Below are 23,490 nucleotides of genomic sequence, written 5' to 3'. Positions count from 1 at the left end.
TTAGAACTTAGGCAGCGCCTTGAAGTCCACCCCCTCCACCTTCAAGCCGTCCAGGTAGCGGACCAAAGCGTCTAGGTCCGCCTCCGAAAGCTGGGGAAACGCGGGCATCTTGTTTCCTGGCTTCATGGAGGCGGGGTCCTTGATCCAGGCCTTCAAGTTCTCCGGGGTGTAGTCCACGATGCCTGCCGCCAGGCTGGTGCGGTTGCCCACAAAGCCCAGCTCGGGACCGATGACCGCCGGGGGCATCTTGCCCTGCACCGAGTGGCAGGCCATGCAGTTTTGCTGGAACACCTGCTGGCCTTGGGCGTCGGCCACGGGGGGCGTGTAGGTCTTGGCCGCCTGGACAAAGCGCTCGAAGTCTTCCTGGGGCACGACGATCACCCGGAAGAGCATGCGGGCGTGGCTCGGCCCGCAGAGCTCGGCGCAGAAGCCGTAGTAAACCCCGGGCTTCTCCGGTGTGAAGTGTAAAAGAGTCTTTTGTCCCGGAATGGCATCCCGCTTGCCCACAAGCCCCGGCACCCAGAAGGAGTGGATCACGTCCTTAGAGGTGATCTCCAGCTCCACGGGAACCCCAGCGGGCAGAAGGAGCTCGTTGGAGTTGCGGAAGCCCTGCTCGGGGTAGTTGAAGTCCCACCAGAACTGATACCCCACAACCTCCACCTTCATGGAGCCAGGGATGGGCTTGTTCACCAGGATCAGGCTCCGGGCGGTGAGACCGAAGAGGACAAAGACGATGAGGATGGGGATCACCGTCCAGACCACCTCGAGGCGGTCGTTGCCGTGGAACTGAGGAGGCTCCCCCCCCTGGCCCGGCCTTGCCCGGAAGCGCAGGGTGATGTAGGCCAAAGCCCCCGCCACCACCCCAAAGATCAAGACGGAGAAGACCAAGACCCAGACCAGGAGGAAGTTGGTCTCCCGGTTGAAGGCAGACACCGGGTGGGTGATGGCCACCCGGTGGGCCTCCTGGGCCAAGGCCACACCTAAAAGACCGAAGACCGCGATGCCTTTTTTCATCCACTCCCTCCCTAAAGCACCCGATCCACCGCCATAGCCACGAACAAGAGGGCCAGGTAGAGCATGGAGTATTTATACAGCGAAACCGCCGTCCTCCGCTCGGGCTGGCGGTAGAGGGCCAAGCTCTTAAGGATAAGCAAAGCGTTAAGGGCCAGGCTGAAGAGGAGGTAGAAAAGGCCCAGCTCCCCCAAAACCAGGGGCATGAGGGAAATGAGGGCCGTGAGGACGGCGTAAAGGGCGATCTGCATCACCGTGACCCGCTCCCCCAACACCACGGGGAGCATGGGCACGCCCACCGCCCTGTAATCGTCCTGGATCATGAGGGCCAGGGCCCAGAAGTGCACCGGGGTCCAGAAGAAGATGAGGGCGAAGAGGTACCAGGCGAAGAGGTTGAGGTCCCCGGTCACCGCCGCCCAACCCACCAGGGGCGGGAAGGCCCCCGCCGCCCCGCCGATGACGATGTTCTGCCAAGTACGCCGCTTGAGGTAAAGGGTGTAGACCAGGACGTACCAGATAAGGCCCATCAAGGCCAGGGTGGCCGAGAGGAGGTTCGCCCCCCACCAAAGGAGCAAGTAGGAGAGGAGAGCCAGGGCCAGGGCAAAAAGGAGCGCGTCCCTGCTGGAGATCCGCTGCGTAGCCATGGGCCTTTTGGCCGTGCGCCGCATGCGGGCGTCGATGTCCCGGTCCACCACCATGTTGATGGCGTTGGCCGCCCCCGCCATCATGTACCCTCCCAGGGCCACGGCCAGAAACAGGCCGGTCCCGGGCCAGCCCCTGGCGGCGATGAGCATGGCGAAGAGGGTGGTGAAGAGAAGCAGGCTGATGACCCGCGGCTTCGTAAGGGCCAGGTAGTCCTTCCAGGTGGCCCCGCCGGTACCCCGGTGCACCGCCTTGGCCTCGGCGCCGTCTCCCAGCTCCACCCGCCGGGCCCCGCGGGCCAGGGCCGCGGCCGCCAGGAGAACGAAGATGAGCCAGACGGCATAGGCCAAAAAGAGGTGGACGATCTGCATCCAGACCGGGGCTTTGAGCCAGACGTTCACCAGCCCGGCCAGAAGCTGGGCCCCGTAGAGGTAGGCAAGCCCGTTGGCGAAGCGCTGGGTATGGGCGGAGGGGCGAAGGTGGGCCACCAGGTACCCAGCAAAAACCACGTAGAGTCCTACGCTCACCGCGATGAGGGGGTGGAGGACCCTAAGGCGCACCAGGAAGTGCTCCCCTGGGGTCAGGGAACGCTCCAGGGCCTCGAGGGTGTTCCGCACGGGGAAGAGGAGGTCGCCCAAGGCGGTCACCGCCCCGCTCATGCCGAGGAAGAGCAGGGCCAAGAGGCCCAGGAGCAAGGCCGCCCCCACCGCCCCCTGGCCCCTAAGGCGCAGGGGCGCCCCCCCGGAGGCCCACCAAGCGGTGAGGGTCAAGGAGGCCAGGAGGAAATAGGTGTTGGCCAGGTGGACCATCTGCACCACGGCCCGCTCCGCGCTCACGTTGTGCGCCGTCCAGCCGAAGAGGACCAAGGAGGCGCCCACCAGGCTCTCCGTCACCATGAAGAGGAAGGAAAGCCCGGCGCCCAGGCGGGCGGGATGCCCCTTGGGAAGAATGCGCAAGGCCAGAAGGAAGAGGAGGAGCACCGAAAGGAAGGCCAACCCTGAGGTGGTGCGGTGGGCGAACTCAATGAGGGTCTCCACCTGAGGGCTTCTAGGGATGATCTCCCCGTTGCAGGTGGGCCAGTGGGAGCCGCACCCCGCCCCCGAACCCGTGGCCCGCACGTAGGCCCCCCAGAGGGCCACCAGAACGTTCCACACCAGGACTCCCCAGGCGTAGTGGCCAAGCCGCACTCGTGTCATAGGAACTCCGTCCCCCAGACGGTAACGCTTACCATTCTGCCAGAGGGGTTTGTCCGGAGGTAAAGTACATTTGTCCCTCCCATTTCTGCCACTTAGGAGCCTATTACCCCCTGCCCCTATTTGACAAGGGGCTGGGCCTTGCGCCCAGCCCCGAACCCCCAGCCTTACCCCAGCCGGGGACCCGCCCGGCGGACCGCCTCCTCCACGCCGTCCGCGTACTTTTGAAAGTTCTCCTGGAAGAGCCGGGCCAGCTTCTTCGCTTGGCGGTCGTAAGCCTCCTTATCGGACCAAGTTTCCCTGGGGTCCAGAAGCTCCTTGGGCACCCCGGGGACCTCCAGGGGTACCTCAAAGCCGAAGACCGGGTCCTGACGGTAAGGAACCCCCTCGAGGGCCCCGGAAAGCGCCGCCTGCAAAAGGGCCCGGGTCACGGGCAAGGGGAAGCGCCTTCCCACCCCGTAGGGCCCTCCGGTCCAGCCGGTGTTCACCAGGTAGACCCGAGGGGCGTGCTTTTGGATTTTCTCCCCCAGCATCCGGGCGTACACCCCGGGGTGCATGGGCAAGAAGGGCGCCCCAAAGCAGGCGGAAAAGGTGGCCTTGGGCTCGGTCACCCCCCGCTCGGTGCCCGCCACCCGGGCGGTGTAGCCGGAGAGGAAGTAGTACATGGCCTGCTCCGGGTTGAGGCGGGCGATGGGCGGGAGCACCCCATAGGCGTCGGCGGAGAGGAAGAAGATGGCCTTGGGGTGGCCGGCCATCCCCGAATCCACCACGTTCTCCAGGTGAGCGATGGGGTAGGAGGCCCGGGTGTTTTCCGTCTTGCTGTCGTCGTCCCACTCCACCCGGCGGCTTTCCGGGTTCACCACCACGTTCTCCAGGATGGACTCAAACTGGTTGGAGGCGTTGTAGATGAGGGGCTCATGCTCCGGCGAAAGACGGATGACCTTGGCGTAGCACCCCCCTTCAAAGTTGAAGACCCCCTCCTCGCTCCAGCCGTGCTCGTCGTCGCCGATCAAGGGCCTCTCCGGATCGGTGGAGAGGGTGGTCTTGCCGGTGCCGGAAAGGCCAAAGAAGATGGCCACGTCCCCCTCCCGGCCCACGTTGGCGGAGGCGTGCATGGGGAAGACGCCCCGCTTGGGCATGAGGTAGTTCATCACCGTGAAGATGCTTTTCTTGATCTCCCCGGCGTACCGGGTCCCCACGATGAGGACCAGCTTCCGGGCGAAGCTGATGCCCACGAAGACCTCACTGCGGGTGCCGTCCCGCTCCGGGTCCGCCAGGAAGTAGGGAGCGTGGACCACGGTGAAGCCGGGGACGAAGCGCTCCACCTCGTCGTCCTCGGGGAAGCGCCGGGGCAGGAGGAACATGTTGCGGGCGAAGAGGGCATGCCAGGGGCTTTCCGTCACCACCCTCACCGCCAGGCGGTAGCGTTTGTCGGCCCCGGCGTAAAGGTCCTGCACATAGAGGTCGCGCTCGGAGAGGTACTCGGCTACCCGGGCGAGGAGGGCCTGGAAGGCCTCGGGAGCGAAGGGCTGGTTCACCTCCCCCCACCAGACCTCTCCTTCCACCTCGGGCTCCCGCACCACGAACTTGTCCCGGGGGCTTCTGCCGGTGTAGGGGGTGGTGTCCACCACCAAGGGACCCTTGTGGGCCAAAAAGCCCTCCCCCCGGCTCAGGGTGTGCTCCACCAGGATGGGGGAAACCGTGTTCCAAAAAACCTGCTTCTTCGGGTTAATGCCTACATAGCTCAGGCGGTCCATGCGGGCCTCCTTATGTCCAGGATATCACGAGCTTATTTCCACGCTTCCATCGCCCTCGTATCCCGGTCGGCCCAGCAGGGCCAGGGTGAGGCGCTTGCCCAGCTCCACTCCCGGCTGGTCAAAGGCGTTTACCCCCCAAAGCTCCCCCAGATACGCCGTCTGCCACATGAGGTGCTGCAGGAGCCAGCCCACGGCGTAGGGGGAAACCTCCGAAAGGTAAAGGGTATAGACCCGCTGCCCGGCCTCCGCCAGGGCCCGGTAGGTGGCCTCCGCCTCGGCAGACAAGAGCCGGAACAGCCCCTTACCGAAGAGGTAGCCCGCTTCCTCCTCCAGTCCCGCCACCTCCGGCAGGGGCAGGTCCTCCGTGGGACGTTCCGGCACCACCAGCTGGATGAGCTTGTCCAGGGGGCCTTCCCGAAAGAGCTGCACCTGGGCGTGCTGATCCGCAGGCCCCAGGGCGGGAACCGCCGTGGTGCCCACCCGCTTGCCCTCCCGGTCCCGCTTGCCCAAGGACTCGTCGTGGAGCTGGACGAACCAGGCGGGGAGGTATTTGAGCCTCTCCGAATAGACCATGAAGACGGTGACGGGCAGATGGCGGTGGAGGTGGTGAAGCAGCGTGGTCTGGAGGGAAAGGTTCTGCTCCAAGGGGGCCAGGGCCACCTCGTTGGCCTTCCGGGCGCCCATGAGGAGGGCCTCGAGGTCCGCCCCAGCAAAGGCTAGGGGCAGGAGCCCCACCGGGGAAAGCACGGAAAACCGCCCCCCCACGTTCTCGGGGATGGCGAAGGCCCTAAGCCCCTCCCGCTCTGCCAAAGCCCGGAGCGCCCCCCGCTTGGGGTCGGTGGTAAGGACCAGGTGCCGCCGCCACTCCTGCCCCCGTTCCCGCTTCAGCCAGTCCAAGAAGACCAGGAGGGCGGCCAGGGTTTCCGCGGTGGCTCCCGATTTGGAAACGGCGTTCACCAGGGTCTTCCGGGGGTCCAGGGTGCGGAGGAGCTTCAGGACGGGCTCTGGCTCCACGTGGTCCACGTAGTGGAAGCGCACGCCGCTTCCGTTAAAGGCCGCCTCCAAGGCCTTCGGGCCCAGGGCGCTTCCCCCAATGCCCAAGAGCACGAAGTCCTCTACCCAGGGGTTGGCCTCGCGGAAGCGGCGGACCTCCCTTAGGGTCTCCGTGTCCTCGGGGAGGTCCATCCAGCCCAGCATAGCGCCGGGGTCCTTGCGCTTGGCCAAAAGGGTTTCCTGGGCCCCTAGGAGGGCGGTACCGTGGGCCTTGAGGACCTCGGGGAAGTCCTTCAGGAAGCGGGTGTCCAGGCGGAGCATGGGTCTATCCTACCCAAGGAGGCGGGCCCCGCGGGGTAGGCTAAAGGCATGGGCTACGTGCCCCCGCCCACCCCCCAGTACGGCCTCGAGGAGGGCCCCGTCCTCCTCAAGGACGGGCGCACCGCCCTCCTCCGCCGGGCCACCCCCAAGGACCTCCCCCTCTTCGTGGAGTTCTTAAGGCGGCTATCCCCGGAGTCCTTGCGCATGCGCTTTTTCTCCCCCATCTCCCCGGAGAAGGCGGCGGAGCTCCTCCTTGCCGCCAAGCCCGAGGAGGAGAAGGTGACCCTCATCGTCCTCGCCGGGGAACCCCAAAGGATCGTGGCCACGGGGGAATACGTGCGGGTGAAGGGGGAGGACACCGCCGAGGTGGCCTTCCTGGTGGACGATACCTTCCAGGGGAAAGGCCTAGGAACGCTCCTCTTGGAGCGGCTGGCCCTCATCGCCGCCAAGCGGGGGGTGCGCCGCTTCCAGGCCTTCACCCTGGCGGAGAACCGCCAGATGCTTTCCGTCTTCATGGAAAGCGGCTTCCAGGTGCGGGCCCACCGGGACGGGGGTGAGGTGGAGGTGGAGTTTGAGATCCTCTTGGAGGAAAAGGCTGCCGAGCGCTTCGAGTGGCGGGAGAAGGTGTCCACCATCGCCAGCCTCCATCCCTTCTTCTTCCCCCGGGGGGTGGCGGTGGTGGGGGCGAGCCGCGACCCGGAGAGCATCGGCTACCGGGTGCTGGAAAACCTGATCTTCGGCCGCTTCCAGGGGCCCGTCTACCCGGTGAACGAGGCCATCGGCAAGGAGGGGGGCACGGTGGGCCCCCTTCTGGCCTACCCCAGCGTGGAGAGCATTCCCGGCCCCGTGGACCTGGCGGTGGTGGCGGTGCCCAAGGAGCGGGTGCTGGGCGCTTTGGAAGCCTGCGGGAGGCGGGGGGTGCGGGGGGTCATCGTCCTCGCCACGGGCTTCACACAAGAAGAGGCCAAGGCGCTGGCCGACAAAGCCCGGCGCTTCGGCATGCGCCTCCTGGGCCCGGGCTCATTGGGCCTGGTGCACACCCACCCTGAGGCACGCCTGGCTGCGGCCCTGGCCCCCTTGCCCAAACCCGGACCCCTGGCCCTCTCCAGCCAGTCCGGCACCCTGGGCCGGGCGGTGATGGCCTACGCGGAGGGCATGGGCCTGGGCATCTCCTCCTTCGTCTCTTTGGGGGCCAAGACGGACATCTCCTCCAACGACCTTTTGCAGTTCTGGGAGGAGGACGAAAGGACCCGGGTGATCCTCCTTTACTTGGAAAGCTTCGGCAACCCCCGGCGCTTCTCCCGCCTGGCCCGCAGGATCGGCAAGAAGAAGCCCATCCTGGCGGTCCACCCCTCCCGCGACCCCCTGGTGCGCACCCTCTTCGCCCAGGCTGGGGTGGTGCGGGCCAACAGCCTGGAGGAAGCCTTTGACGTGGCCGCCCTCCTCTCCTTGGGGCGCTTGCCCGGGAACAACCGGGTGCGCCTCATCTCCAACGCTTCCGGCCCCTCCAACCTGGCCCTCGAGGCCCTGAGGGAAGGGGGCTTGGAGGTGGAGCACGTGGACCTGGGCTCCACCGCCCAAAAGGAGGCCTTCGCCCACGCCTTGGAGGAAGCCCTGGAAAGCGAGGCAGGGAGCATCTTCCTCCTCTTCGTACCCATGGGGTTCATGGGTGAGGAGGAGTTCACCGCCCTGGTGGAGGGGGCAAAGGGGGATAAGCTCCTCCTGGCCTGCGCCATGGGCTCCCCAGGGGTGCGGGCGCGGGTGCTGGGCCAGGCGGCCCTCTACCGCTTCCCCGAGTCCGCGGCCATCGCCTTGAGCCGGGCCTGGGCCTACAAGGTTTGGCGGGAAGAACCCCTCCACTTCCCGGATTTCCCCGACCTGCGCCTGGAAGAGGCCAAGCGGCTTCTGGAGGGGAAAAAGACCCTGGGAGAAGGGGAGGCCAAGGCACTCCTCCAGGCCTTCGGCCTGCCCCTGGGGGAGGGGGAAGGCCTTTCCCTCCGGCTCGGTGCCCACCCCCACCCCCTCTTCGGCCCCGTCCTCACCCTCCACCTCCCCACCCCCCTGGGAGACCAGGTGCTGGGCCTGCGGCTTTCCCCCCTGACGGAGAAAGACGCCCAGGAGCTGTTCCGGCCCCTGAAGGGCCAAGCCGACCCCACCCCCTACCAGGAGATCGCCCTCCGCCTCTCCCGGCTCCTGGAGGAGCTTCCCCAGGTGGAGGAGGTGACGTTGGAGCTCTCGGGCCCCCGGGTGGCCCGCTTTGAGGTGCGCCTCCATGCGGATCCAAAGCCCCGCTAACCCCAAGGTGAAAGCCCTCGCCGCCCTCAAGGAGCGGCGGGAGCGGGAGAAGACCGGGCTCTTCCTGGTGGAGGGAAGGCGGGAGGTGGAACGGGCCCTGAGGGCGGGCCTCCATCTGGAAACCCTCCTTCTCGGGCCCAAGGCCACCCTGGAAGACCAGGCCCTGGCGGGCCAGGCGCCCATCCTGGAGCTTTCCCAGGAGGCGATGGAGCGGGTTTCCGTAAGGGAAAACCCGCCTCCCGTCATCGGGGTCTTCCACCTGCCCCACAAAACCCTAAAGGAGGTCCAGCTTCCGCGAAATCCCCTGGTCCTAGTCCTTCTGGGCCTGGAAAAACCTGGAAACCTGGGGGCCATCCTGCGCTCCGCGGACGGGGCGGGGGCCGATCTCGTCCTGGTGGCGGAAGGGGTGGACCTCTACAGCCCCCAGGTCATCCGCAACTCCACGGGGGTGGTCTTCTCCCTGCCCGTCTTTCCCGTGGCCGAGGCGGAAGTGGCCCTTTTCCTGGAGGCTCAGGGGCTCTTCCTGGTGGCCGCCACCCCCAAAGGGGAAAGGATCTACTGGGAAGAGGACTACCGAAGGGGGGCGGCCTTCCTCCTGGGGGCCGAGGACGAGGGGCTTCCCCCAGCCTGGCTCAGGAGGACCCACGCCCGGGTGCGCATCCCCATGCGGGGGGTGGCGGATAGCCTCAATGTCTCCGTGAGCGCCGCCCTCCTCCTCTACGAGGCCCTGCGCCAGCGGGGAGGGTGAGGTGGCCTTACCCCTGGCCCTGGCCCTCCTACTCCTGGCCTTCCCGGGCCAAGCCATCCCCCTGTTCGCGGGCGGGGGGCTCCTCTTACTGGGCAGGCGCTTTTACCTGGGGGGCTTTCTCTGGCTGGCCTTCCTTCCCGGGATCCTCCACGCCGGAGGGGCGCCTTTTCCCCTTTGGCTTGGGAAGTGGGCCCTCACCTCGGGGCTCCTTCTCCTCTTGGGCCTCTTCCTGGCCCTGCGGGAGAACCCTCTGGCGAGCCTCTTCCTCCTCCCCCCGAGTCTCCTCTTGGGGCCCACGGGGCTTTTCCTCCTCGGGCTCCTCCACGGGGTGAACCTCCTGGAGGGGGCCTACCGCAGGGCCAGGGAGCGGGGGGAGGACTTTCGCATGGACCCCAAGGCCCTGGGGCTTCCCCTGGCCCTGGGGCTCCTCGCCGCCAGCCTGGCCCACCTGCCCCTCCCCCACCCCTCCTTTGCCCTCCCGCACCTGGAGGCCCCGGGCTTCCAGGCCACGCAAGAAGCCGGGGGACAGGGCGGAGAAGGAGGGGTCTACCAGGCCCCCGAAGGTGGGTTCCCCGCCTGGGTGGGCCTCCTGAACCGGGCCCTGGGGTACGCCCTGCCCCTAAGCCTCCTTTTCCTCCTCCTGGCCCTTCTGCCCCTCCTGGGCCGGGGAGAGCGGCTTCCGTACCGGGGGGCCCACCTCCTGCCCCTCCTCCTGGCCTTCCTGGCCTTTGCCCTCTTCTTCCTCTACCTGGGCACCCTTGGAGGCGGGAAGAGCGGGGGAACCAGCGGCCCCCTGCCCAGTCCTCCGGCTTCCCCGGAGGCCCCGGCCCAGGAAGCGGTCCCCGGCCCCAGGTGGCTGGGGGAGGCGGGGGTGGCCTTCGCGGCCTTGGGCGCCCTCTTGACCCTGGCCCTCCTTTTGGCCCTGGTCCTCTTCCTCTGGCGGCACCGGGAAGGGGATGGGAGAGGGAACCGGGAAGCTAAGGCAGAGGGGCAGGGCAGGCCTTGGCGGGAACCCCTCCCCCAGGACCGGGTGCGCCGGGCCTACCTGCGGGCCCTTAGGGCCTTGAAGGCCCGGGGGCTTCCCCGCCAGGCCTGGGAGGGGCCTTGGGAGTACCAGGCCCGGGTGGCCACCCTCCTCCCCGAGGTGGGGGAGGCCCTTTCCGGCCTCACCCGGCTCTACCTGCCCGTACGCTACGGGGGAAGGGCGGGAAAGGAGACGGCGGAAGAGGCCGAAGCTTTTTTGGAGACTATCCTTAGGCTATGCTCCACGAACGCGTCCGCAAGGCCTTAGAAGGGCGGGTCCTCCTGCGGGAGGAAACCCTGCAGCTGGCCCTGGGCACCCTCCTTTCCGGGGGGCACCTCCTCTTGGAGGACGTGCCCGGCACGGGCAAGACCACCTTCGCCAAGGCCCTGGCCCGGGTTCTGGGCCTCACCTTCAGCCGCATCCAGATGACCCCGGACCTCCTGCCCCAGGACCTCACCGGGGTCTACCTCTACCGGGAAGGGAGCCTGGTATGGCAGGAGGGCCCCGTTTTCGCCCAGGTCCTCCTGGTGGACGAGCTGAACCGGGCCACCCCACGCACCCAGTCCGCCCTCCTCGATGCCATGGGGGAAAGCCAGGTGACCCTGGAGGGGAAGACCCATCCCCTGCCCGAGCCCTTCTTCGTCCTGGCCACGCAAAACCCGGTGGAGGAGGAGGGCACCTACCCCCTACCCGTGGCCCAGCGGGACCGCTTTACCGCCCGGCTCTCCCTGGGGTACCCCGACGAAAAGGCCCTGCTCCAGGCCCTAAAGGAGCGGGAGCCCCTTTCGGGCCTCGAGGCCGTCACCGGGCCCGAGGAGCTTTTAGCCCTGCGGAAAGAGGTGCGGCGGGTGCGGGTTTCCGAGGAGCTTTTGGACTACCTCCTCTCCCTCTCCGCCTGGCTCAGGCGCCGGGAGGAGGTGCGGCTTGGGCCCTCCCCCAGGGCCCTTTTGCAGGTGGAGCGCCTGGCCCAGGCCCTGGCCCTCCTGGAGGGGCGCCCCTTCGCCATCCCCGAGGACGTCAAGCGGGCCTTCCGGGCGGCCATTCCCCACCGCCTTCTCCTGAGGCTGGAGGCAGAACTTTCCGGGGCGAGCCCGGAGGGGCTGGTGGCAGAAGCCCTAAAGGCGGTCCCCGCCCCGGTGGAGCGGGCCTAGCATGGAAGGCCTCTTGGCCCTCCTGGGGCTTGCCCTCCTCCTGGCCCTTTACCGGGCACCCTGGCTGGCCCGGGCCCGGGTGGAGCTGGGAGGGCTTCCCCCGGGCTTCCCTGGGCAAGGGGGCGAGGGACGGGCCGAGGTGGAGCTCCTTTGCCCCTTGCCCGTCTTCTTCCGGCTGGAAAGCCTGCCCTCGGCCCCCCTGGGCCTCGAGCCCCGGAGCACTTCCGGGGTGGCCTGGGGGAGAACCCGGCTCGCCCTCCCCCTCCCCCACCGCTACCGCAGGCGGGGGGAACACCCGGTGCGCCTAGGCCTCCGCCTCCAGGGCCCCTTGGGGCTAGGGGAGCGCCTCCTCCTCCTGGAAGCGGGGAAGGCCTTGGTCTACCCCCCCTTGCGGCCCTTACCCCCTTACACCCCCGTCCCCAGCTTCTTCCTGGAAGGGCGGCCCACCCCCTTCGGCCTCCCCGACCCCCTCGAGGCCAAAGGCCTCCGCCCCTACCGGCCCGGGGACTCCCTGCGCCTCCTGGCCAAGAAGGCTAGCCTCCGCCGGGGGGAGCCCCTGGTGCGGGAGGTGGAGAAAAGCCTCCTGGGAAGCCTCTTTCTTCACCTGGACACCCAGGCCCTCCACCCCAGCTACCTGGACCACGCGACAAGCCTCGCCGCCTGGCTCCTCCTGGAAGCGGAAAGGCGGGGGGAGCGCTACGGCCTCTCCGCAGGGGAGGTCCTCCCCTTGGGCCGGGGCAAGGCCCACCTGGAGCGGGCCCTGGCCCTCCTCGCCCGGCTTGCCCCCACCCCCTCCCCCGCCCTCCCCCCACCCGCCCCGCCGGGAAGCACCTACTTCCTGGTGAGCCAGGGAGTGGAGGAAGCCTTCCTGCAAGCTGCCCTCCGGGGCGCAACGCGGGCCCGGCAGGGGGTGCTCCTCCTCCTGCCCGAAGGCTACTTCCTCTACCCCGGGGAAAAGGGCCGCCCCGTCTTCGGAACCCCCCCGGGGCTGGCCCGGGCCCTGGCCCTGCGAGGCCTCCTCCTCGCCCACGGCCTGGAGCTCAGGGTGGTGCGCGGACACCAGGCCCCTACCCTATAACGACCTCCCTCAACCCCCTTGACAGAAGGGCGTGGGGGTCAAATAATAAGCCTCGGTTTGACACTCTCGCCCTTTGAGCGTCAAAGGAGGGAGTGAAGATGGCTGCGGAGGTGAAGACCGTGATCAAGCCCCTAGGCGACCGGGTTGTGGTAAAGCGGATCGAAGAGGAGCCCAAGACCAAGGGCGGCATCGTGCTCCCCGACACCGCCAAGGAAAAGCCCCAAAAGGGCAAGGTGATCGCGGTGGGCTCGGGCCGCGTTCTGGAGAACGGGCAGAAGGTGCCCCTCGAGGTCAAGGAGGGGGACATCGTGGTCTTCGCCAAGTACGGCGGCACCGAGATCGAGATCGACGGCGAGGAGTACGTGATCCTCTCCGAGCGCGACCTCTTGGCGATCCTTGGGTAAGGGAGGTAGGGTATGGCGAAAGTCCTAGTGTTTGACGAAGCGGCCCGCCGGGCGCTGGAGCGCGGCGTGAACGCTGTGGCCGACGCGGTGAAGGTGACCCTTGGCCCCCGGGGCCGGAACGTGGTCCTGGAGAAGAAGTTCGGCTCCCCCACCATCACCAAGGACGGGGTGACGGTGGCCAAGGAGATCGAGCTGGAGAACCACCTGGAGAACATCGGGGCCCAGCTCCTCAAGGAGGTGGCCTCCAAGACCAACGACGTGGCCGGTGACGGCACCACCACCGCCACCGTCTTGGCCCAGGCCATCGTGCGGGAGGGCCTGAAGAACGTGGCCGCCGGCGCCAATCCCCTGGCCCTCAAGCGGGGCATCGAGAAGGCGGTAGAGGCCGCGGTGGAGAAGATCCGCTCCCTGGCCATCCCCGTGGAGGACCGCAAGGCCATCGAGGAGGTGGCCACCATCTCCGCCAACGACCCCGACGTCGGCAAGCTGATCGCCGACGCCATGGAGAAGGTGGGGAAGGAAGGCATCATCACCGTTGAGGAGTCCAAGAGCCTGGAGACCGAGCTCAAGTTCGTGGAGGGGTACCAGTTCGACAAGGGGTACATCTCCCCCTACTTCATCACCAGCCCCGACACCATGGAGGCGGTCCTCGAGGACGCCTTCATCCTCATCGTGGAGAAGAAGGTCTCCAACGTGCGTGAGCTCCTCCCGGTGCTGGAGCAGGTGGCCCAGACCGGCAAGCCCCTCCTCCTCATCGCCGAGGACGTGGAGGGCGAGGCCCTGGCCACCCTGGTGGTGAACAAGCTCCGGGGCACCCTGAACGTGGCCGCGGTGAAGGCCCCCGGCTTCGGCGACCGCCGCAAGGAGATGCTGAAGGACATCGCCGCGGTCACGGGCGGCACCGTCATCTCCGAGGAGCTCGGCTTCAAGCTGGAGAACGCCACCCTCTCCATGCTGGGCCGGGCCGAGCGGGTGCGCATCACCAAGGACGAGACCACCATCGTGGGCGGCAAGGGCAAGAAGGAGGACATCGAGGCCCGGATCAACGCCATCAAGAAGGAGCTGGAGACCACCGACAGCGAGTACGCCAAGGAGAAGCTCCAGGAGCGCCTGGCCAAGCTGGCGGGCGGTGTGGCCGTGATCCGGGTGGGCGCCGCCACCGAGACCGAGCTCAAGGAGAAGAAGCACCGCTTTGAGGACGCCCTCTCCGCCACCCGGGCGGCGGTGGAGGAGGGCATCGTGCCGGGCGGCGGCGTGACCCTCCTCCGGGCCATCAGCGCCGTGGACGAGCTCCTTAAGAAGCTGGAGGGGGACGAGGCCACTGGGGCTAAGATCGTGCGCCGGGCCCTGGAGGAGCCTGCCCGTCAGATCGCCGAGAACGCCGGCTACGAGGGCTCCGTGGTGGTCCAGAAGATCCTCTCCGAGGCCAAGAACCTCCGCCTGGGCTTCAACGCCGCCACCGGGGAGTACGTGGACATGGTGGAGGCGGGCATCGTGGACCCCGCCAAGGTGACCCGCTCCGCCCTGCAGAACGCGGCCTCCATCGGCTCCCTCATCCTCACCACCGAGGCGGTGGTGGCGGAGAAGCCCGAGAAGAAGGAGTCCACCCCCGCCCCCGCGGGCGCCGGGGACATGGACTTCTAAGCCCACCTAGGGCGAAGGGCCTGGCCGGTGCCAGGCCCTTTTACCTTTGCGGCTTCCCGGCTTTGGCCCTGAGGGGGTTNGGGGGGGGGGGGCCCCAAAGAGGCCATGAGTACGCCGCTTTGGCTTTGGCCGATGGGGCAACCTTTGCGTGCGGATGCTTAGAAGGGCACCGCCTCCTCCTTGCCCCCGTTCCCCCCGTTCCCCTGCAAGAAGGCCTCCCGGTCGGGCACGGGGTAGGCCCGGAAGCCCTCGGCCTCGAGGGCCTCCAGCGCTCCTTCCCCCACCCGGGTTTCCCGCAAGGAGAGGATGGCCTCACCAAAAGGCCCCTGCACCCTGAGGTAAAGGGGAAGGGTCCCGGGGTACTCGTCCAGAAGGCTCTTTAGGAGGGCCACACCCGCTTCGTCCAAAAGAGCGTGGTCCACCTCCACCTCCAGGGCCTTAGGAGCCTCGGCCACCTCCTCGTAGGTCCAGACCGCCTGGGCGATGACCCTAAGCCCCCCCTCCTCCCGCTCCACCTCCGCCAGGACCAGAAGGGGGGTGTCCTCCTTGAGCTTGGGGGAAACCCCCTCGTAGGCCCGGCCAAAAACCACTGCCTCCAAGGCCCCGGTCTCATCGGAGAGCATGAAGCGGGCCATCATGCCCCCGCTCCTCGTGGGCTTGCGCACCACCTCCTCCACCATGCCGGAAAGGAGCACCCGGGCGCGGGGCGGGAGGTCGCGGGCGAAGTGGGGGAGTTCGGCCAGGGGGCAGCTCGCCACCTCCCGAAGCCCAGGGTAGCGCAACACCGGATGGCCGGAAACGTAGATCCCCAGGGCCTCTTTTTCGTAGCGCAGGCGGGTGATCTCGTCCAAGGGCTCGGCCTCCACCAAGGGAGGTTCCTCCACCTCGGCGAAGAGGCCCATCATCCCCGAGCGATCCCGCTCCCGGCGCTCCGCCGCCCACCTAAGGAGAGGCTCCAGGGAGGCCAGGAGCCGGGCCCGGTCACCGAAGGCGTCAAAGGCCCCCGCCTTGACCAAGGACTCCAGGGTGCGCTTGTTCACCACCTTCTCGTCCAGGCGCTTCAGGAAGTCCCCCAGACTCCTGAAGCGCCCCCCCCGCTCCCTCTCCTCCAGGATGGCCCTAGCGGCGCCTTCCCCCACGTTTTTCACCGCGGAGAGGCCAAAGAGGATCTCTTCCCCCACCACCTTGAAGTCGAAGCCCGAGCGGTTGATGTCCGGCGGAAGGACAGCAATGCCCATGGCCCGGGCGTCGCGGATGTACTCCGCCACCTTGTCGGAGTCGTGGCGCTCCACGGTGAGGAGGGCGGCCATGAACTCCACCGGGTAGTGGGCCTTCACGTAGGCAGTCTGGTAGGAGAGGAGGCTGTAGGCAGCGGCGTGGGAGTTGTGCACGATCACGTCCTCCGCCACGAAGGTATGCGTGCCTTCCACAGTGAGGTCGAAGACCTCCTCCACCCCCAAGGGCTCTATGGCCTCTACCCGGTCCCAGTAGACCTCGGCCTGGGCCAAGCGCAAGAGGGCTAAGCTTCCCGTGAGGGCCGCCAGGCGCTCTGCTGTGGTCCGGGAAAGCCCCCTCCGCCCTTTCCCGGGGCGCAAAAGGCCCTGGGCGAAGCCTGCGGCCTCCAAGAAAGCCCTCTCCTTTCCCTGAGAAGCCTCGGCCACCGCCTGGCGCACGAGGGGTAAGAAGGCCATGGGGAGCAGGTCCTTGGTGCTGCGGCCCGCCTCCTCCCAAGAGGCAAGGAGGGCCTGGAGATCGCGCTTTCGCTTGCCGAGGAGGTAAGGCCCCAGGGTTTCCGCAAACCGACGGGCGGCCTCGAGGCCCCCCAGGAGATAGACCACGTATCCTTGCCGACCCCCTCTATAGGGAAAGCGTTTCTCCACCAGACGGCTTTGCAAGCCCAAGCGGAGGAGCAGGTGCTGGACCCCCCGGGCCAGGGCCTCAGAGGCCGTGGCGTAATGGATGAGCCTACCCTTGGCGTCTACCCCGCCATCCCCCACCCACAGGCGTCCAAGAAACCGGGCCACCCCTTCCTGGGAAAGGCCAAAAACCTTTTCGGGAAGGTGCTTGTCCTTGGCAGCAAGCCCCAAAAGCCCCATCTCCTTCAAGAAGGCTTCCGCCTCCGAGGGAACCTTGCGGTCCCACCGGCCCACGTAGATGTGGGCCACCCCCCGGCGCCAGGCCACCCGGGTGCGGGTGTTGGCAAAGCCCGCCAGGGCCTCTTCCATAGCGGCCAGCTCTTCCTCCGAGGAGGTGTAAAGGTAAAAGCCGGAGGGATGGCGGAGGTTTCCCTCGCTAAGGGCAAAGCCCAGAAGGTCCAGCTCATGGGGCTTCAGGTCCTCTGAAGGCTGGTAAGGAAGGTGCCTGGGCAGGGCCACGAAGTCTCCTGGGCGAAGGGCACCCAACTCCCGCCAACCCTCCGGGGTGTAGAGGGGGTGGTTGGCGGTGGCCTCGAGGACCCGGCCCGTGGCGGTGCGTAGGCGATACACCTGGGCCTTCCCGCTGGAAAAGGCCGCCACCACCGGCCTCGGCACCAGGCGCAAAGTCCTTTCGTCCAGGGAGGCCACCCAGACGCCTTGGGCCTCCCCCCGGACGATGGCCTCAATGGGCACGGGTTTCCCCGTGCGGAAGTCCACCACCCTGGCCCTTCCCGGAAGGCACTTGTTGAAGCCGTAGTTGGCGAAGGCCTCCAGCATGTCAAAAAGCCGGTTGGCCTCCTCCTCGGGCACGCCCCGCTCCCTGGCCCCCCGCACGAAGCGCTCCCGGTGCTTCTGCATCTCCTCCACCTTCTTCTTGCCCATGGCGCGGCGGAGGAGGTCCGCCTCCCCCAGGGAGTACCCGGCCACTGCGGAGGCGATCTGCATGATCTGCTCCTGGTAGACGGGGATACCGTAGGTCTCATCCAGGATGGGCCTCAGGTACTTCTCCGCGTGGGGGAACTCCACGTAGCTCACGGGCTCCTGCCCGTGGTGGCGGCGGATGTAGGTGGGAATGTGCTCCATGGGCCCAGGGCGGTAGAGGGAGACCAGGGCGATGATGTCCTCGAGGCGCCTGGGCTTCAGCCCCCGCACCGTGTTCGTCATCCCCCCGGACTCCAGCTGGAACACCCCCTTGGTCTCCCCCCGGGCGAGGAGCTCAAAGGTCTTGGGGTCGTCCAGGGGAAGCCGGTCGTAGTCCAGCTCCACCCCTTTGGAGTCCTTCACGATCTTCTTGGCCTCGTCCAGGAAGGTGAGGGTGCGCAGGCCCAAGAAGTCCATTTTCAAAAGGCCCAGGGCCTCCACCGCCCCCATCTCGTACTGGGTCACGGTCCGCCCCTCGGCGTCCCGCATGAGGGGCACCAGATCGGTGAGGGGCTCTTGGGCGATCACCACCCCGGCGGCGTGCACGGAAGCGTGGCGGTTCAGGCCCTCCAGGCGCATGGCCACCTCAATCACCTCCCGCACCTTGGGGTCCTTCTCCATCTCCGCCTTTAGCTCCGGCACCAGCTCTATGGCCTCGGCCAGGGGCTTGGGCTTGCCGAACTGCACGGGAATCAGCTTGGCCAGCTCCTCCGCCTTCTTGTGGGGGATGCCGTAGACCCGGGCCACGTCCTTCAAGGCGGCCTTGGAGGCCAGGCTCCCGAAGGTGCCGATCTGGGCCACCTTGTCCTCCCCATAGCGCTTCCGCACGTACTCGATCACCCGGTCCCGCTTCTGGTCAGAGAAGTCGGTGTCGATGTCCGGCATGGAGACCCGCTCCGGGTTCAGGAAGCGCTCGAAGAGGAGGCCGAAGCGCAGGGGGTCGATGTTGGTGATGCCCACGGCATAGGCCACCAGGCTCCCCGCGGCGGAACCGCGCCCGGGCCCCACGGAGACGTCGTTCCCCTTGGCCCAGTTGATGTAGTCCTGGACGATGAGGAAGTACCCGGGAAAGCCCATGCGCTCGATGATGGCAAGCTCGTACAGCGCCCGGTGGAGGATGGCCTCCGCCGTCCACTCCCTTACCCCTTCCAAAGGGGGTAGCTCCCGCAACAACCCCTCCCAGGCGGCCTGCTCCACCTGGGCCAGGCTCGCCGCCAAGGCCGCCCCGTCCCCGTGGGGGGGCATCTTGCCCAGCCGCCGGAAGACCTCCCGGTAAAAGTCCTCGGTGATGCGGTCGGGGTAGCGCCCAAGGAGCCCCTTGAAGGTGAGCTCCCGCAGGTACTGGGCCTCGGTGCGGCCCTTGGGGAGAGGGAAGCGGGGGATGCGGTAGGTCATCTTGTCCCCGATGGGCAGGTCCACATTGCACATGCGGGCGATCTCCACCGTGTTGTCGAAGGGCTCGTCCCCCCACTCCTCCTTTGGGAGCATGGCCCGCATCTCCTCCGGGGTCTTCACGTAGAACTCGTCGCAGGGGAAGCGCCAGCGCTCGGGGTCGTCCAGGGTGCTCTTGGACTGGATGGCCAGGAGCACCTCGTGGGCCCGGGCGTCCTCCTTGCGCACGTAGTGGCCGTCGTTGGTGGCCACCATCCCCAGGCCGTACTTCCGGGCAAACTCTCGGAGGACCTCGTTCACCTTCTTCTGCTCCGGCAGGCCGTGGTTTTGAATTTCAATGAAGAAGCGATCGCCGAAGATGGCCAAATACTCGTTGAGCCTCCTCTCGGCCAGGTCCAGGCGGTCTTGCAGGATGAACTGGGGGATCTCCGCCCCCAGGCAGCCGGAGAGGGCGATAAGTCCCTCTGAATGCTCCTTCAGAATCTCCCGGTCAATGCGGGGTTTTTCGTAAAACCCCTCCAGGTAGGCCCGGCTCGCCAGGCGCACCAGGTTCTGGTAGCCCGTGAAGTCCTTGGCGAGAAGGGTGAGGTGGAAGTAGCCCCCGTCCAGGCCCTTGCCCCGCTTGCGGTCGTAGCGGCTTTCCGCGGCCACGTAGGCCTCGTAGCCGATGATGGGCTTCACCCCCATGGCCGTGGCCTTCTTGTAGAACTCCACAGCGCCAAAGAGGTTGCCGTGGTCGGTGATGGCCAGGGCGGGGTCCTCGGGGGAAACCTCCTTCACCCACTTGAGGAGGTCCGAAAGCTTGGCCGCCCCGTCCAGGAGAGAGAACTGGGTGTGCTGGTGCAGGTGGGCGAACTTTGGCCTAGAGCCCATAGGTTTTACCAGCTTACGCTTGCGGCTGGCCTCCCGCGGGAATAAACTAATCCATGCAATGATGCATCAAAAGCGCAGGCTCAGCGCCACCGAGGCCCGGGTGCACTTTGGGGAGGTGCTCCGGCGGGTGGGGGAAGGGGAGGTGATCCTGGTGGAGGGGCGGGGCAAGCCCTTGGCGGTCATCCTCTCCCCCGAGGCCTACGAGCGCCTGAAGGGGGAAGGGGAGGACCCCTTGGGGCTTATCCTGAGCGTAAACCGGGGCATCCGGGAGCGCCTGGGAAGACCCCTCACGCCGCCGGAAGAGGTGATCGGAGCCATGCGGGAGGAGCGTGACCGTGAGCTTCTTGGTCCTGGACGCTAGCGTCCTGGTACGCCTTCTCCTGGCGGACTCGGAAAAGGCGCCCGCCGTCCAGCGCTATCGGGAGTGGAAGACCCAGGGCCTGGAGCTGGCCCTCCCTAGCCTGGCCCTGTACGAGTCGGCCAATGCCCTTTACCGCTACGCCCGCTCCGGGGAGATGACCCTGGGGGAGGCCCAGACCCTTTGGCGCCAAGTCCTGCGCCTAGGGTTGCGGTACTTCCAGGAGCCTTGGGTCCACACCCGGGCCCTGGAGCTCGGCCACGAGCTGGGGCTAGGGGCGGCCTACGACGCCCACTACCTGGCTCTGGCCGAAGGCCTTGCCGCCCCCTTCTGGACAGCGGACCGGAGGCTTTACCAAAGGGCTTTAGAGGCCCAGGCCAAAGGCCTTTTGCCCGCGGTTTCCCTCCACCTCCTAACCCCATGACCCTCGGCGAGCTTCGGGAAGAGGTCTGGAACGCCTTGGCCCGCTACGACTTGGCCCTCCACCCCACACCCCCCCACGGCCACCATCCCAACTTCCTGGGGGCCAAGCGGGCGGCGGCGCACCTCCTCCGCACGCCGGAGTTCCAAAGGGCCAGGCTGATCCTGGCAGGGATGGACGCCGTCTTAAAGCCCCTAAGGGAGGAGGCCTTAAAGGCAGGCAAGGCCCTTCTCCTCCCCCACCCCGACCGCCCGGGGGAGTTTCTCCTCCTCAAGGACGTGGACCCCAGGCGGCTCAAGCGGGTGCGGGAGGCCTACCGCCACGGGGTGAAGGTGGACCTCGCCGCCCAGCCCATCGACCTGGTCCTCATCGGGGCCGTGGCCGTGGACGAGGAAGGGGGGTGGGTGGGGAAGGGCTACGGCTTCCCTCAAGGCTGGCTACGGGTGGAAGCCCCCTTCGCCACCCTGGCCCACGCCCTCATGGTCTACCCCAAGCTCCCCGTGGAGCCGGAGCGCCGGGTGGACCTGATCGCCACCCCCCAGCGGCTCATCCGGCCCTAGAGGGCGAACTCCTTCAGGAGCCCCTCGAGGTCCAAGGGCTCCCGCTGCCCCAGGGCGGGGTAGACCTCGGGGTAGCGGGGGAGGTAGGCCTTGAGGCGCTCCTCAAAGGTGGGCACCTCCGCCTTCCAGAAAACCCCTATGGGAATCCTTTCTCCCCATTCTGCGGCCTTTTCCTGGAATTGCGCCATCTTCCTGTCCAACTCCTCTGGGGGAAGCCCCTCGGGAACATACGGATCGTACCCCTCATCCTGGAGCTTGTAGAGCCTGGGAGCGAACCACTCCTTGGTGTGCAGGTCGTTGTAGGTGGGGCAGGGCTGAAGGACGTGGAGGAAGGCCAGGCCCTTGTGCTCGAGGCCCTCCTTGATGAGCTCCTTCAGGCCCTTCACGTCGTAGGCGTAGCCGCGGGCGATCCAGGTGTAGCCGGAGGCAAAGGCCAGGAGAAGGGGGTTGATGCGCCCTTGGGGGTTGGGCTTGGGGAGGCTTTTGGTCTTCTCCCCGAAGCCCAGGGTGGGCCCGGCCTGCCCTTTGGTGAGGCCGTAGACCTCGTTGTCGTAGAGGATGTAGAGCATGTCCACGTTCCTCCGCCCCGCGGCCACGAAGTGCCCGGCCCCGATCCCGAGGCCGTCCCCGTCCCCGCCCACCGCCACCACCGTGAGGTGGGGGTTGGCCAGCTTGGCCCCCTGGGCGGTGGGCAGCACGCGGCCATGGAGGGTGTGGACCCCGTAGAGGTTGAGGTAGTGGGGGGTTTTGGCCGAGCAGCCAATCCCAGAGAAGACCGCCGTCTGGCTAGGGTCCTTCTTCAGTTCAAAAAGAGCCATCTGCAGGGCGGAGAGGATCCCGTAGTCCCCGCAGCCCGGGCACCAGTCCGGCTGCTTCTCCGCCTTGTAATCGGCCAGCTTGAGCTCCAGCATCTTAGACTCCTTTCCTGAGGACCAGGCGCTCCGGCGCCTCCTTGGCAAGCACCTTCTTCAAAGCCTCCACCACCTCGTCCAGGGTGAAGGGGCGGCCGTTGTACTTGACCACACGGTGGTGGACCCGTTTCAGGGTTTCCTGCTGCACCAAATCGGCCAGCTGCCCCGAGTAGTTGTGCTCCACGGTGACGAGCCGCTTCCCCTCCAGGAGGTGGGCGATCTTGGGGAAGGGCCAGAGGAGCCTAAGGTGCAGATACCCCACCCCGGGCAGGTGGTCCAAGGCCTCCAGGAGGGTGCCCTTCACCGTGCCCCAGCCCAGGACCAGCACCTCCCCATCCCGGTAAAGGGTGTACTGGTCCTCGAGGAGGATCTCCTCCTGGGCGGTCTTGAGCTTTTGCATCCGCTTTTCCATCTGGTATTCCCGCAGGGGGATGTCCTCGGTGATGTGGCCCACGAGGTCGTGCTCGTCCGAGGTCATCCAGTAGAAGCCCCCGGGGGTACCGATGGGGATGAAGGGAGAGATGCCGTCCTCGGAAGGGGCGTAGCGCTCGTAGGGGCCAAACCCCTCCTGCCTGGGCGCAAGGCGCCGTTCCCCATCCAGCTGGAGCACCCGCAAGGCCTCCTTGGGGAGGCTTTGGGCCATGGAGGCCAGGAACTTGTCCACCAGGTGCACCACCACCGTCTGGTAGCGCCAGGCCCAGGCCAGGGCCTTCTGGGCGTCCAAGAAGGCGTCCAGAATATCCCCCGAGGCCAGGACCAGCCGGGGGTACTCCCCGTGCCCGCCCCTTAGGGCGAACATCAGGTCCCCTTGCTCCGTGCGGGTGGGAAGGCCGGTAGAAGGTCCGCCCCGCTGGTAGAGGGTCACCACCAAGGGGGCCTCGATCATGCCGGCAAAGCCCATGCCCTCGGCCATGAGGCTGAAGCCGGGGCCGCTGGTGGCGGTGGCGGCCTTGGCCCCGGTGAGGGCGGCACCCACGGCCATGGTCACCGCGGCGATCTCGTCCTCGGTCTGGACCACGGCCACGTCCGCCCCCTGGAAGGCGGTGTGGGCCTCGAGGTAGGTGGACTCGTCGGTGGCCGGGCTGATGGGGTAGTAGGTCTGGAAGCGAAGGCCCCCGGCCAGCTTCCCCAAGGCGGCGGCCTGGGCCCCGGTGAGGTAGACCCGGCCCGGCTCATAGCCGTTCAGGTGAAGCTGGAAGGGAAGCTTGGGCACCTCCTCCCGGTACACCGCCTTGGCCACCTCCTGGTTCAGCTCCAGCACCTTGCCCCTAAACTGCAGGGCCAGAGCCTCCAAGAGGGGCTCCAGGGGGAAACCCAGGAAGTGGAGGCTCGCCGCCACGGCGATGGTGTTCAGGGTGCGCCGGGCCTGCAGGGAAGGGACGCCCAGCTCCGCCCCGATGCGGTCCGCCACCTCCTCAAAGGGGTAGGGCAGGGGCTGGACCCCCGCTTCCACGTAGGCCTGCAGGAGGTCCTTCAGGCTTGGGTCCAGCTTGCCGAAGCGCTCCGAGAGGGCGTCCGCCACCCGGTGATCCAGCATGGGGAGCTTGTGCACCGTAAGGTCCAGCACCTTGGGGTCGTAAAGGAGCGCTCCCCCAGGGCGCACCTGGTCCAGGTGGCGGGCCAGGGTCTCCCCGTCCAGGGCCACCAGCATCTCCACCCTTTCTCGGAAGGCCTCCACGGGTTTTCGCGAGAGCCGCACGTCCAGGTAGGAGTGCCGCCCCATGATGTTGGAGTGGTACTCCCGCTTGGTGGCCACCCACCAGCCACCCTTGCCCACCGCCCGGGCGAACAAGGTGGCCGCCGTCTCTATGCCGCCCCCTTGGGGGCCGCCCACGCGCCAGGTGAAATCATCCATAAGCCCTCCTCCGTTCTCCGAT

The 23,490-nt window shown here is 67.4% G+C and carries 17 protein-coding genes; 10 read left to right on the top strand and 7 right to left on the bottom strand.

The features are described 5' to 3' along the window. From coxB to pgi, 4 genes are all read right to left on the bottom strand, one after another. The gene (gene coxB, locus L1088_RS06610) at positions 1-1,014 is read right to left on the bottom strand and encodes a cytochrome c oxidase subunit II (protein ID WP_234554242.1); all 1,014 of its coding nucleotides are present in this window, start codon (positions 1,012-1,014) and stop codon (positions 1-3) included. A gap of 11 nt (positions 1,015-1,025) precedes the next feature. Then, positions 1,026-2,849 (bottom strand): heme o synthase, encoded by a 1,824-nt coding sequence (locus L1088_RS06605; RefSeq protein ID WP_234554241.1) that lies wholly within the window; start codon positions 2,847-2,849, stop codon positions 1,026-1,028. A 164-nt stretch (positions 2,850-3,013) separates the two neighbouring features. After that, positions 3,014-4,603, bottom strand: a complete 1,590-nt coding sequence (gene pckA, locus L1088_RS06600) for a phosphoenolpyruvate carboxykinase (ATP) (protein ID WP_234554240.1) — start codon at positions 4,601-4,603, stop codon at positions 3,014-3,016. A 24-nt stretch (positions 4,604-4,627) separates the two neighbouring features. Further along, positions 4,628-5,917 carry a phosphoglucose isomerase-related protein gene (pgi, locus tag L1088_RS06595; RefSeq protein WP_234554239.1) on the bottom strand — a complete coding sequence of 430 codons (1,290 nt, stop codon included), beginning with the start codon at positions 5,915-5,917 and terminating at the stop codon, positions 4,628-4,630. A 48-nt stretch (positions 5,918-5,965) separates the two neighbouring features. On the opposite strand from pgi, the gene L1088_RS06590 reads away from it, so the two are divergent. From L1088_RS06590 to groL, 7 genes are all read left to right on the top strand, one after another. Then, a complete protein-coding gene (locus L1088_RS06590; protein ID WP_234554238.1) occupies positions 5,966-8,212 on the top strand; it encodes a GNAT family N-acetyltransferase in 2,247 nt (748 codons plus the stop codon). Continuing rightward, complete coding sequence (locus tag L1088_RS06585; protein WP_234554237.1) at positions 8,190-8,960, top strand: TrmH family RNA methyltransferase; 771 nt, start codon at positions 8,190-8,192, stop codon at positions 8,958-8,960. The genes L1088_RS06590 and L1088_RS06585 overlap by 23 nt, the downstream gene beginning before the upstream one ends. 1 nt (position 8,961) lies before the next feature. After that, positions 8,962-10,251, top strand: coding sequence for a DUF4129 domain-containing protein (locus tag L1088_RS12455; RefSeq protein ID WP_326490762.1), 1,290 nt, complete (start codon positions 8,962-8,964; stop codon positions 10,249-10,251). Further along, positions 10,221-11,135, top strand: a complete 915-nt coding sequence (locus L1088_RS06575; protein WP_234554236.1) for an AAA family ATPase — start codon at positions 10,221-10,223, stop codon at positions 11,133-11,135. The genes L1088_RS12455 and L1088_RS06575 overlap by 31 nt, the downstream gene beginning before the upstream one ends. 1 nt (position 11,136) lies before the next feature. Next, a complete protein-coding gene (locus L1088_RS06570) occupies positions 11,137-12,213 on the top strand; it encodes a DUF58 domain-containing protein (RefSeq protein ID WP_234554235.1) in 1,077 nt (358 codons plus the stop codon). A gap of 98 nt (positions 12,214-12,311) precedes the next feature. Continuing rightward, positions 12,312-12,617 (top strand): co-chaperone GroES, encoded by a 306-nt coding sequence (gene groES, locus L1088_RS06565; RefSeq protein WP_038049680.1) that lies wholly within the window; start codon positions 12,312-12,314, stop codon positions 12,615-12,617. Positions 12,618-12,629: 12 nt separating this feature from the next. Beyond that, complete coding sequence (gene groL / locus L1088_RS06560; RefSeq protein ID WP_038048704.1) at positions 12,630-14,261, top strand: chaperonin GroEL; 1,632 nt, start codon at positions 12,630-12,632, stop codon at positions 14,259-14,261. A gap of 158 nt (positions 14,262-14,419) precedes the next feature. On the opposite strand, the gene dnaE is transcribed toward groL, so the two are convergent. After that, the gene (gene dnaE / locus L1088_RS06555; protein ID WP_234554234.1) at positions 14,420-19,363 is read right to left on the bottom strand and encodes a DNA polymerase III subunit alpha; all 4,944 of its coding nucleotides are present in this window, start codon (positions 19,361-19,363) and stop codon (positions 14,420-14,422) included. A 58-nt stretch (positions 19,364-19,421) separates the two neighbouring features. Here dnaE and L1088_RS06550 point away from each other — a divergent pair, with 58 nt between their 5' ends. From L1088_RS06550 to L1088_RS06540, 3 genes are read left to right on the top strand one after another with little or no spacing between them, the layout of a single operon-like run. Beyond that, positions 19,422-19,724, top strand: a complete 303-nt coding sequence (locus L1088_RS06550) for a type II toxin-antitoxin system Phd/YefM family antitoxin (protein ID WP_038040844.1) — start codon at positions 19,422-19,424, stop codon at positions 19,722-19,724. Continuing rightward, entirely contained in the window at positions 19,699-20,145 is a 447-nt protein-coding gene (locus tag L1088_RS06545; RefSeq protein ID WP_234554233.1) for a type II toxin-antitoxin system VapC family toxin, read from the top strand. The genes L1088_RS06550 and L1088_RS06545 overlap by 26 nt, the downstream gene beginning before the upstream one ends. After that, positions 20,142-20,702 carry a 5-formyltetrahydrofolate cyclo-ligase gene (locus L1088_RS06540; RefSeq protein WP_234554232.1) on the top strand — a complete coding sequence of 187 codons (561 nt, stop codon included), beginning with the start codon at positions 20,142-20,144 and terminating at the stop codon, positions 20,700-20,702. Before L1088_RS06545 ends, L1088_RS06540 begins: the two co-directional genes overlap by 4 nt. Here L1088_RS06540 and L1088_RS06535 read toward each other — a convergent pair. Further along, positions 20,699-21,613, bottom strand: a complete 915-nt coding sequence (locus L1088_RS06535; protein WP_234554231.1) for a 2-oxoacid:ferredoxin oxidoreductase subunit beta — start codon at positions 21,611-21,613, stop codon at positions 20,699-20,701. The two genes, L1088_RS06540 and L1088_RS06535, sit on opposite strands and share 4 nt — an antisense overlap. Position 21,614: 1 nt before the next feature. After that, a complete protein-coding gene (locus L1088_RS06530) occupies positions 21,615-23,468 on the bottom strand; it encodes a 2-oxoacid:acceptor oxidoreductase subunit alpha (protein ID WP_234554230.1) in 1,854 nt (617 codons plus the stop codon). Positions 23,469-23,490: the final 22 nt, after the last annotated feature.

This window comes from Thermus caliditerrae, assembly GCF_021462525.1.
GTDB classification, from domain to species: Bacteria; Deinococcota; Deinococci; order Deinococcales; family Thermaceae; genus Thermus; species Thermus caliditerrae.
This window is presented reverse-complemented; position numbering and strand designations above follow the sequence as displayed.